This window comes from Pseudodonghicola flavimaris, from assembly GCF_030164425.1.
In the GTDB taxonomy this organism is placed as follows: Bacteria; Pseudomonadota; Alphaproteobacteria; order Rhodobacterales; family Rhodobacteraceae; genus Pseudodonghicola; species Pseudodonghicola flavimaris.
Genome location: NZ_JASNJD010000013.1, coordinates 1 through 12581 on the forward strand (window position 1 = coordinate 1; position 12581 = coordinate 12581).

Below are 12581 nucleotides of genomic sequence, written 5' to 3' on the forward strand. Positions count from 1 at the left end.
CTTCGACGCCGACGGCAGCGGCGCCGGCGCCGCCCGCCAGCTCGCCCAACTCGAACCCGGCCTCGCCCTCAGCGCCGACGACTTCCTCGTCGTCCTCTGATCAAAACCCCGAGGATGGGCGTTCGCTTTGCTCCGGGTCCAGCGCGAAGAAGGCATTGCTGAGCGGCGTCGCGGTGCTGCGCAGGGCGAAGATATAGTCGGGTCGTTCGCGGCTCATCTCGCGGCAGGGCAACTGGGTCAGCTCGGCCTGCCGGCTGGCGCCCTTGCTCCACATGAAGCCGACGCCGAGATCGTGGCTCACCGCATCCAGCACGCCGTCGCGGGTGTCCATCACGATGGAGGGGCGCGGGGCGACGCCGGCACGGCGAAAGCCGTCGTCGACCACCCGCTGGGTCGAGCTGCCGGCAGTGCGGAAGATCAGCCGTTCGGCGGCCAGATCGGCGCAGCTGACCATCGGCCGTCCGGCCAGCGGGTGATCGGGATGAACGATGGCGACGACTGACTGGCTCTGGATCCTGCGGCGGCGGAACCGCTCCTGCTCCGGCGGTTCGGGCAGCACGCCGACATCGACGCGGCCCTCGGCCACCGCCTCGACGATCCGGCCCCAGCTGCCCATCTCGATCTTCACCTCGACTCCGGGAAACCGGCTGCGAAAGCCGCGGATCAGCGCCATCCCGGGCAGCGGCTGCCCCAGTCCCACCCGCAGTTCGCCATGTTCCATGGTGCGGTGGCGGCGCAGGAGCTCGGCGATCTTCAGGCCGTCGTCCTCGATCTCGCGGGCGATGTCATAGATCTGCTGGCAGAGCGGGGTGGGGATCATGTCGTTGGCGCTGCGGCGGAACAGCTCGGCCCCCAGCGCCCGTTCCAGGTCGCGAACCTGCTGGCTGACCGTCGCCTGAGAGACCGCCATGCGCCGCGCGGCCGCCGAGAAACTGCCGGTCTCGGTGACTGCGTTCAGCGCCCTGAGGCGCGAGAAGGTCAGCGCCGCGACCGGATCCTTCGGGGACAAGCTTTTCATGCGCGCATTATAGGCATCCCCTGTAACCGTAACATGACTGTCGCAGAGACTTCCTATGAGGGCCGCAGCAAATGCGAGAGGCCCCATGGCGACATTAGAGTTGAGAGACATCCGGAAATCCTTCGGCGGCACAGAGGTGCTTCGCGGCGTCAGCCTCGATATCGCCGACGGGGAATTCCTGTCGCTGGTCGGGCCCTCTGGCTGTGGCAAGTCCACGCTGCTGCGCATCCTCGCGGGGCTGGAAAGCCAGACCTCCGGTTCGGTCCATATCGGTCCGGACTGTGTCGATGGCCAGCGGGCGGCGGATCGGGATCTGTCGATGGTGTTCCAGAGCTATGCGCTCTATCCGCATCTGACGGTGGCGGAGAATATCGCGGTGCCCCTGACCATGCGCCGGCTGCGCGCGCGCGACCGGCTGCCGCTGGTGGGGCCGCTGATGCCGGGGGCCGGCGCGCGGCGTGCCGATATCGCCTGCACGGTGCGCGAGGCGGCGGAGACGCTGGGCATCGCGCATCTGCTGGGGCGCAAGCCGGGGCAGCTGTCGGGCGGTCAGCGACAGCGGGTTGCGCTGGGGCGGGCGTTGGTGCGCGATCCGGCGGCCTTCCTGCTGGACGAGCCGCTGTCGAACCTCGACGCCAAGATGCGGGTGCATATGCGGGCCGAGATCGCCCAGTTGAACCGCCGGCTCGGCGCCACTTTCGTCTATGTCACCCACGACCAGGCAGAGGCGATGACCATGTCGGACCGCATCGCGGTGATGACTGACGGGGAGTTGCTGCAGGTCGGCACGCCGGACAGTCTCTATGACGATCCGGCCGATATCCGGGTGGCGCGCTTCATCGGTTCGCCGGCGATCAACCTGCTGCCGGTGGAGACGGGGAGCGGCGGGGCGATCCTCCTGGCCGGGCGCGACAGCGGGCTGCGGTCGGGGCCGCTGCCGGTGGCCCATATCGGCATCCGTCCCGAGGCGCTGATCCCCTGCGACGGGCCGGGGCTGATCGCCGGGCGGGTGACGATGATCGAAAACCTCGGCTCGGACCTCTTCGTGCAGCTGCGGGCCGAGGGGCTGGCCGAGACGGTCACGCTGCGGTTGCCCTCCGAGGCGCGCGGCAAGGTCGCCCCCGGCGATCTGATGCATCTGCGGGCGCGGCCAGGGCGGGCGCGCGGTTTCGACAGCATGGGGCAGGCGGCGCCGCTGCGCGCGGAGGTGACCACCGATGCGTGACGCGTCCACCTGCCAGCCCGCTGCCATCGCCGGGCCTTCGATCTCTCCCCCCGCCAGTGCCCGGCCCGAGCGTCGGCAGGCCCGAGCCGGGGCCGTGCTGATCGCGCCGGCGCTCGTGCTGATGCTGCTGATCCTGATCCTGCCGGTGATCGTCGCCGCGGTGCTCTCCTTCACCGATTACACGCTGGGGCGTTCCGGTCTCGGCTGGGTGGGGCTGGAGAATTACGCCGATATCTTCACCCGGTCGAGCTACCGCAAGATGATCGCGGCGACGGTGCTCTATGTCGCGGTCACGGTGCCGGTCTCAGTCGGGCTCGGCCTCGGGGCGGCGCTGCTGATCCGGGCGGTGCGGGTGGGCGCCGATCTCTATCGCACCGTCTATTTCCTGCCGGTGATGGCCTCGCTCCTGGCGATGGCGATCGTCTGGGAATTCGCGCTGCACCCCTCGCTCGGGCTGGTCAACCGCACGCTGGAGCAGGGCTGCGGCACCGGGCTTGAGCTCTGGCCCTGGTATGCGCGCGGCTGCGCCGAGGGCTTTCCCCTGTGGCTGTCGGATCGAGATTACGCGCTGTGGACTCTGGCCTTCATCGGCATCTGGCAGAGCTTCGGGTTCAACATGGTGCTCTATCTCGCCGGGCTGACCTCGGTGCCGCGCGATCTCTATGCCGCCGCCGAGATGGACGGGGTGAGAAGCGGCTGGGCGCGGTTTCGCCTGATCACCTGGCCGATGCTGGGGCCGACCACGGTCTTCGTGGTGACGATCTCCACCATCCGGTCCTTCCAGGTCTTCGACACGGTGGAGGCGCTGACCCACGGCGGCCCGGCCAAGTCCACCTATGTGATGATCTACGCGATTTATGAAAAGGGCATCGCCCAGAACCTCGTCGGCATGGGGGCGGCCATCACGGTGCTGTTCCTGGGCTTCGTGATGGCGATCAGCGTCGCGCAGCGCCGCTTCGTCGAACGCAAGGTACATTACGCATGACCCATCGTTTCTCCGCCCGCCAGAGCCTGATCCACGCCGTGCTGATCCTGGGCGCCGTGGTGGTGCTGCTGCCCTTCTACGTCATGGTGGCCACCGCGCTGAAATCCCCGGTCGAGATCACCTCCGGCACTGGCGGCCTGTTCGGCGCCCAGGCCCCCATGGTCAGCCCCGATTGCCTGCTGCAGGGCGGCACCGAGGCCGGCTGCCTGACCCGGCCGGTGATCGACAATTTCCGCCAGGCCTTCACCAAGGCGCCGCTGTGGCGCTATATGCTGAACGGGGTGATCGTGACCGCCGCGATCTTCGCGTTGCAGACGCTGATCGCGGTGCCGGCCGCCTATGCGCTGGCCAAGCTGAGGTTCTGGGGCCGCGATGCCGCCTTTGCGCTGGTGCTGTTCTGCCTGCTGATCCCGGTGCATGCCATCGCGCTGCCACTCTATCTGATGCTGGCGCAACTGGGGCTGACCAACAGCTATGCGGCGCTGATCCTGCCCTGGATCGTCTCGGCCTTCGGCATCTTCCTGATGCGGCAGTTCTTCATGACCGTGCCCGACGACCTGATAGATGCCGCCCGGATGGACGGCATGGGGGAATTCGCCATCATCTGGCGTGTCATGCTGCCCACTGCCATTCCGGCGCTGCTGGCCTTCGCCATCTTCTCGGTGGTGGCGCATTGGAACGATTACTTCTGGCCGCGGATCGTCATCACCGGCGATCGCAGCCTGTTCACCCCGCCACTGGGCCTGCGCGAGTTCAAGGGCGATCTCGACGGCACCTTCTACGGCCCGATGATGGCCACGGCGCTGGTCATCGTCACCCCGCTGGTCGCCGCCTTCCTGCTGGCGCAGCGCCGCTTCATCGACGGCATCACCCTGACCGGCATGAAGTGATCCCTCTTCCTTTCCCTCTCCTCCTGACCTGACAAGGATCAACTCCCATGAAACACCTGTTGTCCGCGGCCGCCGCCGCGACCCTGCTGGCGCCTGCCGCCCATGCGGTCGAGATCGAGGTGGCCTATGCCTATTCCTCACTGTTCGATCCCACCTTCGCCCGGATCATGCAGGCCTTCGAGACTGCCCACCCGGAGATCGAGGTGCGCTTCCGTGCCACCTATGAGAATTACGAGGACGCCACCAACACCATCCTGCGCGAAGCCGTCGCCGGCACCGTGCCGGATGTGTCCTTCCAGGCGCTGAACCGTCAGCGGATCCTGGTGGATCGCGGTATCGCCCAGCCGCTGGATCCGTTCATCGCTGAAGAAACGGGGTTCGAGACCGAAGGCTATCACCAGGCGATGCTGGATCTGTCGCGCTTCGACGGCCACATCTACGGGCTGCCGTTCTCGGTCTCCACCCCGATCGGCTTTTACAACATGGACATGCTGCGCGCGGCCGGCATCGACGAGGTGCCCGCCACCTGGCCCGAGGTGATCGCTGCCTGCAAGGCGGTCAAGGCCGCCGGGCACGAGGCGATCTACTGGCATTGGGACATCTCCGGCAACTGGATGCTGCAGACCGAGATGTGGAGCCAGGGTGTGCCGACGATCAAGGACGGCAAGCTGAACATGGACACCCCCGAAGGGCTGCGGGCGCTGGAGACCGCGCAGGCGATCTTCCGCGACTGCGAGATGAAGAACACCGGCGGTGGCGATGCCTCCAAGGCCTTCGCGGCGGGGGAGCTGGGCATGTTCTTCAGCTCCACCGCCTATGTCAGCTTCGTCGACCGCTCCAAGCTGGGCGACTGGGAGTTCGTGACCGCGCCCTATCCGGGGCAGGACGGCGCACCCAAGGCGCTGCCGGCGGGCGGCAATGCGGCGATGATGACCAGTGCCTCGGACGATCCGGAGGTGCGCGCGGCGGCCTGGGAGTTCATCAAGTTCACCACCTCGGGCGAGGGCGCGGCCGCGGTGGCGCTGACCACCGGCTATGTGCCGCCGAACCAGAAGGCGAACGACCTGCTGATGGCGGATTTCTATGCCAAGAACCCCAACAAGATGACCGCCGTGGCGCAGTTGCCGCTGCTGTCCGAGTGGTTCGCCTATCCCGGTGACAACGGGCTGGCGGTGACCCAGGTGATCCACGACGGGCTGGAGGCGATCCTCGTCGGCGATGCCACCGATATGGAAGAGCTGCGCGACGAGATGGTCGAGGAGGTCAACGCGCTGCTGCCGCGCTGATCCCCGATCTGACACCGGCGCGGCGGCGAATTGGCCGCCGCGTCTTTTTCAAAGGAAAACAAATGACTGCACCGCTTCGCTTCGCCGTCCTGAGCGATCTGCATTTCGTGCCCGAGGGGCAGAGCATCTATGGCTTCGACCCGCGCGCCTGTCTGGCCCGGGCGCTGGCGTTCCTGCGGGAGCTGCCGCAGCTGGATTTTCTGCTGATCGCCGGCGATCTGGCCGACCGCGGCGAGCCGGCGGCCTATGACAGCCTGCGTCAGGCGTTGGCCGGGCTGCCGCTGCCGGTGATCTTGATGGTGGGCAATCACGACGACCGGCGGGCGTTTCGCGCGGCCTTTCCCGCCGCGCCCCGCGATGCCAACGGCTTCGTCCAGGGGCTGCATGTCTTCGATCAGGCCAGCCTGATCACCCTCGACACGCTGGAGGATGTACCGGGCGTGCATCATGGTCGGCTCTGCGCCGCGCGGCTGGCCTTTCTGGAAACCGCGCTGCGCGATGCGCCGGTGGACCGGCCGGTGCTGCTGTTCCAGCATCATCCGCCGATGGCATTGTCGATCCCGCCGATGGATGCGATCCGGCTGCGCGATAGCGCGGCGGAACTGGCGGTCTTCGACCGCGCCGGCCGGCGCCCCGATTACTTGTTCATGGGCCATGTGCATCGCCCGATCAGCGGACTGTGGCAGGGCATTCCCTATCACATCCAGCGGGCGCTGATGCATCAGGTCCACCATGAGTTCGACCGACCCGGCCGCATCATGGGCGCTACAGAGGCGCCCGATCTGGCCTATGTCACCGTCGACGGCGGCGATGTGTTGATCCACGACTGTTCCTTCACCTATGCCGGCCCGGTCTTCGATCTGGAATCGCCCGAGGCCGCCGCCGTCGCCAGCCCCGCCGATCTGGTGCACCACTGATGCGGCTCGACGACTACGACGCGATCCTCTGCGATCTCGACGGTTGCCTGATCTCCGGCAATGTGGTGCTGCCGGGGGCGCGCGCGCTGCTGCGGCGGGCCGGTGTCCGGCTGACTATCCTCAGCAACAATTCCACCGACACCCCCGAGACGCTGAGCGCCCGGCTCGCGGAGATGGGGCTGGAGGTGCCGCCCGGCCGGATCGTGCTGGCCGGGACCGCCGCTATCGACCATCTCGCGGCGCGCCCCGGTGCCAGGGTCCGGCTGTTCGCCAGCCCGGCGCTGCGGGTCTATGCCGCAGCCGCCGGTCTGGTGGAGGAGCGCGGCGCGCCGACGCATGTGTTGCTGGCCAAGGATCTCAGCTACGGCTATGCCGAGCTGCAGGAAACCATCGCCCTGCTGTCGCGCGGTGCGCGCTTGGTGGTGGCGAACCCGGATGTCAGCTATCCTGGACCGGACGGGCTGCCGGTTCCGGAAACCGGCAGCTGTCTTGCCGCGATCCTCAGCGTGCTGCCGGGGCTGGACCACGATGTGGTGGGCAAGCCCGAACCGGGGCTCTATCGTAGCGCGCTGGCGCGCTATCCGGTGGCGACGCGGGTGCTGGCGATCGGCGATAATCCCAGGACCGATGCCGCTGGGGCGAGGCGGCTGGGCCTCGACTTCGCGCTGGTCGGGGCAGAGGCCGCGCGCTGGCGCAGCGTTGCGGATTTCCTGGCGGCCTCTGATGCTTTGGCCGAGGGCCCGGCCGGGGCCGTTCGGCGCGGATAGAGCGGGCCGGTACTACTTCGGTTGCCGAATGCGTTTCATGATGCGCGAAAACCGAAGGGCGCGGCTGGGGGTGTCCCAAGGTGCAAATATGCATCCTGCCCTGATGCGGACTATATCGTTAAGAAGGGTGAGCCTCGGCGTAAATCTCCATGGGCCTGAATGCCGTTCGGGAAACCCAGGAGCTCGCATTTTAATGGCGCCGTGGTGAAATAAGCCTCGGGCCGATCCATCTGGGCGCCGGTTCGGAATGGCCGAAATGCTCTGGCCAGGTCAATAATCGCGGATGAGATCCAGGAACGCATTTCGACAGGAATTCCCGGCCACATGCGGGGCCGGGAAAAGGTGACTTGACGTTATTTAGCTCCAATCGACCGGAGCCGGGGTCATCCCACAGGTTTCCATTCTTGCGCTGAGCGCGAGGAGCTTTCCCTTGGTCGTGGAGATTTCCCCTTCCAGATCGTCGCCGGACAGGCTCGACACCGGAATGCCCAGCAGGAACACGCCAACGGCGTCGCCGGCCACAGCTTGTTTCTGTGCCTTGACGAGCGGGGGGGCCTTGGCGGCTTCTGCATTATAGAGTTGCCGGGCTTTGGAGCAAGAGACAGTGCTATAAGCATCTCCCATCGAAACTGGCGTAATGGCGGCGGGCTGTTGCGCACATCCAGCGATGAAAGTCCCAATGGCGAGGATCGCAAAATACTTCTTCATCTTTCCCTCGTTTATTGGAGTGATAATTTCTTAATCGCTCCATGTTCCTGAGGGAGCATATAGAGATGCTCTTCTGAGAATATTCAGTCGATAAAAATCAGATCACCCCTTGGGGTATCGAATGTACGGATATTTTAGACCCGATGCGCCGTTCGGTGTGATGACTTTGCAACGCTGGACAGGTTCTGAAAGGATCGAGAGCGGAGCCGGATTGCTGAAGGTGAACGTTTTATGACGCGTTGAAAGCGCGGTATTGCTGATTGAGCCACCTTTTCAGGAAAAAGGCGAAGGGCTTCCTGAGGCTGGAGGCGTACCGGACCCGTTTTTGAACTGAGGGGGGAGGCCGAGCCCACCCACCTCTCAGCCGCGCGGTTCCGGGCTGTCGGGGGCAGGGGAAATGCTGTTGGCGGTGTCTTGCAGGTAGGGCAGGATTTCCTCGCGGATCCGCTCCTCGGGCCAGCTGTAGGAGGAGACCGAGCATTGCACCGCGGCGAAGGCGGTCTGGCCGGGGCTGCGCACCGGGGCGGCGATCGAGGTCTCGTTCAGGATCATCTCGTGGTGTGAGATCACATAGCCCTGTTCCACCGCCTGGGCGACCATATCGGCGATCTTGCCGCGGTCCAGCGTGGTGCGCGGGGTGTAGGGATGCAGCGGCCAGTTCTGCAGAGCCTCCTGCCGCTCCGCCTCGGGGAAGGTCGACAGCATAACCCGCCCGGCCGAGGTGGACAGCGCCGGCAGCCGGCGTCCGGCGATGCTGGCGGCGAAATGGGTGCGCTTGCAGGGCAGGCGGCTGACATAGATGATGTGGTCTTCGGACAGTTCCGCGAGATTAACGGTCTCGCCGATCTGCTGCGACAGTTCGATCAGCCGCGGCATCGCCCGGGCCACCAGCGTGTCGGACCAGTAATAGGCATAGGCCATCTGCAGCCAGGCATGCGACGGGCTGTAGCGGCGGGTGCGCGGGTCCTTGTCCAGCATGCCTTCGAGATGCAGGGTATTGGCGAAACGCTGCGTCGCGCTCTTGTCCAGGCCGGTGCGCTCGGACAGTTCCGACAGCGACAGCCGGGTGTGCGACTCGTCGAAGGCATGCAGCAGACGCAGGCCTTTGGCCAGCGCGCCGACATAGAGCGTGTTCTGCTTTCCTGGCGCGTGGGGGCTGTCGGATGTCATCGGTTTTGCGGTCCCGGTCCCGAAACACCCGGTCTTGGCACTTGACGCGTGACCGATGCGCTTCTTTAATGGATTATATCGTAAGCGTAAGTATCACGATATAATACTTAGTGGGAGAGTTCGCAACCGCCATCTGTGCGGGCGCGGCATAGTCGACAGGGGAAATCATGACATATTCCGGTGCATTGAAGACGACGATCGCAGCTCTGGCGCTTTCCGCCGCTGCGGGACAGGCCATGGCGGACAAGGCCAGCGGCACGCTCTATGCCGGGTTCACCAAGGAGCTGGAGAATGTCGACAGCTACTTCAACTCGTCGCGCGAAGGCGTGGTCATGCAGCGCGCGCTGTGGGACGGGCTGATCTATCGCGACCCGATCACCAACGAATACAAGGGCAACCTGGCCGAATCCTGGACCTGGGTGGATGACACCACGCTGGAGTTCAAACTGCGCCAGGGCGTGACCTTCCACAACGGCGAGCCGTTCAACGCCGATGACGTGGTGTTCACCGTCAACTTCGTTGCCGACGAAGCCAACGGCGTGAAGACCCAGCGTAACGTGAACTGGATGAAGTCGGCCGAGAAGATCGACGACTACACCGTGCGGATCCATCTGAAGAAGAAATTCCCGGCGGCGATCGAATTCCTCTCCGGTCCGGTGTCGATGTATCCCAACGAATATTACGCCGAAGTCGGCCCCTCGGGCATGGGGCTGAAACCGGTGGGCACCGGCCCCTACAAGGCCGTCGAGGTGGTTCCCGGCCAGCATTTCGTGCTGGTGAAGAACGAGAATTATCATGACAGCCCGAAGGGCCAGCCCAGCATCGAGAAGGTCGATATCCGCACCATTCCCGATGTGAACACCCAGATCGCCGAGCTGTTCTCCGGCTCGCTGGATCTGATCTGGCAGGTGCCGGCGGATCAGGCGCAGAAGCTGGAGCAGATGGGCGGCTTCACCGTGGCGAATGAATCGACCATGCGGGTGGGCTATGTCTCGATGGACGCGGCCGGCCGTTCCGGCATGGATCCGAATCCCTTCACCGATGTGCGGGTGCGCAAGGCGGTGAACCACGCCATCGACCGTCAGGCCATCGTCGACAACCTGCTGAAGGGCAAATCGCAGGTGGTCAACACCCCCTGTTTCCCCAGCCAGTTCGGCTGCGCGCAGGACATCACCGTCTATGACTACGACCCGGCGAAGGCCAAGGCGCTGCTCGCCGAGGCGGGCTATCCCGACGGGTTCGAGACCGACATCTACGCCTATCGCAACCGCGATTACGCAGAGGCGCTGGTCAGCTACCTGAGCGAGGTCGGCATCAAGGCGAACCTGAAATACATGCAGTATTCCGCCATCCGCGAGCTGAACATGAAGGGCGAGGTGCCGTTCAACTTCTCGACCTGGGGCAGCTATTCGATCAACGACGCCTCGGCGATGGTCAGCCAGTTCTTCAAGCTGGGCAGCCTCGACGATGCGCGCGACGAACAGGTCGCGGCAGATCTCGACATGGCCGATACCTCGACCGACCCGGCGACGCGGATCGAATATTACACCAAGGCGCTGCAGCGGATCACCGATCAGGCCTATTGGGTGCCGCTGTTCAGCTACAACACCAACTACGTGTTCAAGACCGACATCGACTACACCCCGACGCCGGATGAGGTGCTGCGCTTTACCACCATGTCGTGGAAGTAAGCCTCTCTTGAACGTTCCTCCGGCGGCCGCGCGCGCGCCGGAGGAGTCCCATGGCCGCGGCCTTTCGGGCGCTGCTGCCACAGGTTATCTAAGGGTCATCTGAACGTGTTCCAATTCATCCTGAAACGGCTGGGGCTGGCCATTCTCGTGGCCTTCACCGTGTCGTTCATCAGCTTTTCGCTGCTGTTCCTGGCGGGCGATCCCGCCGCGGCGCTGGCCGGGGAAACCGCCAGCGGCGAGGACATCGAGGCGCTGCGCCATCTCTACGGTTTCGACCGGCCGATGATGGTGCAATACGGCGACTGGCTGTTCTCGGCGCTGCGCGGCGATTTCGGCGAGAGCTATTATTTCAAACTGCCGGTGGCCGGGCTGATCTTCGACCGGCTGTCGATCACCATGACGCTGGGCGTCTGCGGCATCGCCTTCGCGCTGCTGACCGCCGTGCCGCTAGGGGTTGCCGCCGCGATCCGGCCGAATTCGCTGATCGACCGGGTGGCGCTGTTTCTCTCGGTCGCGGGGCAGGCGCTGCCCAGCTTCTGGTTCGGGCTGATCCTGATCGTGGTGTTCTCGATCAAGCTGCGCTGGCTGCCGCCCTCGGGCACCGCGACCTGGCAGCATTTCATCATGCCGACCATCGTTCTGGGCTATTACGCGATGCCCGCGATCATGCGGCTGACCCGGGCCGGGATGCTGGAGGTTCTGTCCTCCGACTATATCCGCACGGCGCGGGCCAAGGGCGCCCCGGAGATGCGGGTGATGTTCAAACACGCGCTGCGCAACGCCATCATCCCGGTGGTGAGCCTCGCGGCGGTGCAGATGGGTTTCATGCTGGGCGGCTCCATCGTGGTGGAATCGATCTTCGCGTTGCATGGCGCCGGCTATCTCGCCTGGGAGAGCATCGGCCGCAACGACCTGCCGACGGTGCAGGCGCTGATCCTGATCTTCGCGATGTTCTACATCGTCTTCACCTTCCTGGCCGACGTGCTGAACGCCTGGCTCGACCCGCGGATGAGGAGCAGCTGAGATGAGCGACGCTATGACCGATCCGCTGCTGGCGGAAATCGTCGGGCCGACGCCGGGGCAGATGTTGCGCAGGCGTATCTTCGGCCACCAGGGGCTGCTGATCGGCGGCACCGTGGTGGCGCTGCTGGTGCTGGTGGCGATCTTCGCGCCGCTGCTGGCGCCGCATGATCCCTATGCCCAGAGCCTGGTGGCCCGGATGAAGCCGCCGGTCTTCCTGGGCGGCACCTGGGAACACCCGCTGGGCACCGACCATCTGGGGCGCGATTACCTGTCCCGCCTGATCTACGGCGCCCGGGTGTCGTTGCTGATCGGCCTGGTCACCGCGGTGATCTCCGGCCTGATCGGTTCGGTCATGGGGGTCTGTGCCGGCTATTTCGGCGGCCGTGTCGATGCGGTGGTGACCTTCCTGATCAACGTCCGCCTGGCGATGCCGGTGGTGCTGGTGGCGCTGGCCGTGGTCGCGATCCTCGGCGGCTCGCTCACCGTGATGATTTCCGTTCTGGGCCTGCTGCTGTGGGACCGGTTCGCGGTGGTGCTGCGGGCCTCCACCCGGCAGGTGCGCGAACGCGAATACGTCGCCGCCGCCCAGGCCATCGGCGCCTCGACCCCGCGGATCCTGCTGGCTGAGATCATGCCGAACATCGTCAACAACCTGATCGTCGTGGTCACGCTGGAGATGGCGCATGCGATCCTGCTGGAAGCGGCGCTGAGCTTTCTGGGTCTGGGTGTGCAACCGCCGACGCCGAGCTGGGGACTGATGGTCTCCGAGGGCAAGAACATGATGCTGTTCGAACCCTGGCTGGTGATGATCCCCGGCGCGGTGCTGTTCGTGCTGGTTCTGGGCATCAACCTGATGGGCGACGGGCTGCGCGACGTGGCCGCCCCCGAGAACAGGAGCTGA

12 protein-coding genes are annotated in these 12581 nt (G+C 65.4%); 9 read left to right on the plus strand and 3 right to left on the minus strand.

Going from position 1 to position 12581, the window contains the following annotated elements; translation table 11 throughout:
* Positions 1 to 100 precede the first annotated feature (100 nt).
* Positions 101 to 1018, minus strand: a complete 918-nt coding sequence (locus tag QO033_RS16135; RefSeq protein ID WP_284482013.1) for a LysR family transcriptional regulator — start codon at positions 1016 to 1018, stop codon at positions 101 to 103.
* Positions 1019 to 1103: 85 nt separating this feature from the next.
* Between QO033_RS16135 and QO033_RS16140 the strand changes: the two genes are divergently transcribed.
* The 6 genes from QO033_RS16140 to QO033_RS16165 all read left to right on the plus strand — a co-directional run bounded on the left by QO033_RS16140 (position 1104) and on the right by QO033_RS16165 (position 7088).
* Positions 1104 to 2243, plus strand: a complete 1140-nt coding sequence (locus tag QO033_RS16140; protein ID WP_284482014.1) for an ABC transporter ATP-binding protein — start codon at positions 1104 to 1106, stop codon at positions 2241 to 2243.
* The gene (locus QO033_RS16145) at positions 2236 to 3228 is read left to right on the plus strand and encodes a carbohydrate ABC transporter permease (protein ID WP_284482015.1); all 993 of its coding nucleotides are present in this window, start codon (positions 2236 to 2238) and stop codon (positions 3226 to 3228) included. The genes QO033_RS16140 and QO033_RS16145 overlap by 8 nt, the downstream gene beginning before the upstream one ends.
* Positions 3225 to 4118, plus strand: a complete 894-nt coding sequence (locus tag QO033_RS16150; RefSeq protein WP_284482016.1) for a carbohydrate ABC transporter permease — start codon at positions 3225 to 3227, stop codon at positions 4116 to 4118. Before QO033_RS16145 ends, QO033_RS16150 begins: the two co-directional genes overlap by 4 nt.
* Before the next feature lie 47 nt (positions 4119 to 4165).
* Positions 4166 to 5404 carry an ABC transporter substrate-binding protein gene (locus QO033_RS16155; protein ID WP_284482017.1) on the plus strand — a complete coding sequence of 413 codons (1239 nt, stop codon included), beginning with the start codon at positions 4166 to 4168 and terminating at the stop codon, positions 5402 to 5404.
* A gap of 62 nt (positions 5405 to 5466) precedes the next feature.
* Complete coding sequence (locus tag QO033_RS16160) at positions 5467 to 6321, plus strand: phosphodiesterase (protein ID WP_284482018.1); 855 nt, start codon at positions 5467 to 5469, stop codon at positions 6319 to 6321.
* A complete protein-coding gene (locus tag QO033_RS16165; protein ID WP_284482019.1) occupies positions 6321 to 7088 on the plus strand; it encodes an HAD-IIA family hydrolase in 768 nt (255 codons plus the stop codon). Before QO033_RS16160 ends, QO033_RS16165 begins: the two co-directional genes overlap by 1 nt.
* 357 nt (positions 7089 to 7445) lie before the next feature.
* On the opposite strand, the gene QO033_RS16170 is transcribed toward QO033_RS16165, so the two are convergent.
* Positions 7446 to 7796: a hypothetical protein gene (locus QO033_RS16170; protein ID WP_284482020.1), complete on the minus strand. Its 351-nt coding sequence runs from the start codon at positions 7794 to 7796 to the stop codon at positions 7446 to 7448.
* 360 nt (positions 7797 to 8156) lie between these two features.
* Positions 8157 to 8966, minus strand: a complete 810-nt coding sequence (locus tag QO033_RS16175; protein WP_284482021.1) for an IclR family transcriptional regulator — start codon at positions 8964 to 8966, stop codon at positions 8157 to 8159.
* A 236-nt stretch (positions 8967 to 9202) separates the two neighbouring features.
* Between QO033_RS16175 and QO033_RS16180 the strand changes: the two genes are divergently transcribed.
* From QO033_RS16180 to QO033_RS16190, 3 genes are all read left to right on the plus strand, one after another.
* Positions 9203 to 10657, plus strand: a complete 1455-nt coding sequence (locus QO033_RS16180) for an ABC transporter substrate-binding protein (RefSeq protein ID WP_284482127.1) — start codon at positions 9203 to 9205, stop codon at positions 10655 to 10657.
* Positions 10658 to 10762: 105 nt separating this feature from the next.
* Positions 10763 to 11680, plus strand: coding sequence for an ABC transporter permease (locus QO033_RS16185; RefSeq protein WP_284482022.1), 918 nt, complete (start codon positions 10763 to 10765; stop codon positions 11678 to 11680).
* Position 11681: 1 nt separating this feature from the next.
* On the plus strand, positions 11682 to 12581 hold the full coding sequence (locus QO033_RS16190; protein ID WP_284482023.1) for an ABC transporter permease: 900 nt from the start codon (positions 11682 to 11684) through the stop codon (positions 12579 to 12581).